The organism is Deinococcus sp. (assembly GCF_030523985.1).
GTDB lineage: Bacteria > Deinococcota > Deinococci > Deinococcales > Deinococcaceae > Deinococcus.
Map to the genome: position 1 here is coordinate 1 of NZ_JAUNHK010000211.1, position 1641 is coordinate 1641.

Here is a 1641-nt window from a genome sequence, read left to right on the forward strand (position 1 = left end):
TCCAGCGGCGTGATGAACGAGTTGCTCGCCGCCACCGTGATGCCGATGACGAAGGGCCGGGGGTCGTAGCCCAGCGCCTTGGCGGTGCCGATGGCGAGGGGCAGCATGACCAGCGCGGCGGCCTGGTTGCTCATGGGCTGGGTCAGCAGCACTGTGACCACGAACAGCGCCCCCAGCAGACCATACGGCCCCAGCGGTTCCAGAATGCCGGAGAGAGCGCCTGTCAGCACCTTCGCCGCCCCCGTCTGCTCGAAGGCCGTGCCGAAGGCGAGCATACAGGCCACCAGCACAATCACGGGCCACTCGACACTGGCATAAGCCTCTTCGGGGCTGATCAGGCGCAGGCCCAGGCTGAGGGCCACCGCCGCCACCACCGCCACGCCCAGCGGCACCACGCCGAGTGCGCCCGCCACCACCGCCCCCAGAAAAAGGAGCAGGGCCAGCGGAGCTTTCTTCAGGTCACTCTGCTTGTCGGTCAGGTCGCCCAGCACGGCGAAATGTTCGCCCAGGCCCGCCACCTTATCGGCCTGTCCCTGAATGAGCAGCACGTCGCCCACCCGCACCCGCACCTGTCCCAGGCGCTCGGTGGTGCGTTCGCGGCGGTGCAGGGCCAGCACGCTCAGGCCGTAGCGTTCGCGGAAGCGGGCCTCGCGCAGGGTGCGCCCCAGCAGCGGCGAACCGGGCAGCACCACCGCCTCGACCAGCCGCACGCTGGCCCCTGTCGGCACGCCCTCGGCGGCCAGCAGCTTTTGCTCGCTGCGGCTGACCACGCCCAGGTTCGTCTTGCCTGCCAGGATGCGCTCGGTGGGGCCTTCAAGGGCCAGGGTGTCACCCTCGGCAATCACGAAGTCGGCCCCCGGCGCGTAGGTCGTCACTTCGCCCCGGCGCACCGCCACCACCGTCAGCCCGTGGTCGCGGCCCAGGCCCGATTCACGCAGGGTTTGCCCGATCAGCGGACTGCCGGGAGCCACCGTCAGGTCGGCCAGATACGCCCGCAGCGTGTCTTCCAGTTGCGCTTCGCGGGCGGGCAACAGCCGAGGAGCCACGAAAAAGAGGTACAGCATTCCCAGCAGCGCCACAGGCACGCCGACCCAGGCGAGTTCGAAAAAGCCCAGCGGCTTCTCGCCCGTCGCGGGCAGCGCCCCCGAAACGACGAGGTTGGTACTCGTCCCGATGACGGTGATGGTGCCGCCCAGAATGCTCGCGAAGGCCAGCGGCATCAGCGCGTGACTGGCAGGAATTCCGGCGCGGCGCGACAGGCCCGAGACGACGGGCAAAAAGACCGCCGTGGTCGCCGTGTTGGAGGTCACGGCGCTGACTCCCGCCACCGTGCCGAGCATGGCCCGCAACATGGCGTTGGCGTTGCGGGCACGGCGAGCGAGGGTGTGGCCTATCCACTCGATCACCCCGGCCCGCAGCAGCACCCGCGTCAGGATAAAGAGGCCCGCCAGAGTCAGCACCGTGTCGCTGCCGAACCCGGCAAACGCTTCCTTGGGCTTGAGCAGGCCGAACAGCAGCAGCGCCGAGAGCAGGCCCAGCGCCGTGACATCCACCGGGAGCCACTCTGTGGCGAACAGCACCAGGGCCGCCACGAACAGGATAAGGAGAATGGTGACGGGGTCCATGTTTTACCTGCCTTGT

At 68.9% G+C, this 1641-nt stretch carries 1 protein-coding gene; it reads right to left on the reverse strand.

Going from position 1 to position 1641, the window contains the following annotated elements:
* Nucleotides 1-1625: SLC13 family permease (locus tag Q4C89_RS15055; RefSeq protein ID WP_303103433.1), on the reverse strand; the 1625-nt coding region annotated here is incomplete at its 3' end.
* Nucleotides 1626-1641: the final 16 nt, after the last annotated feature.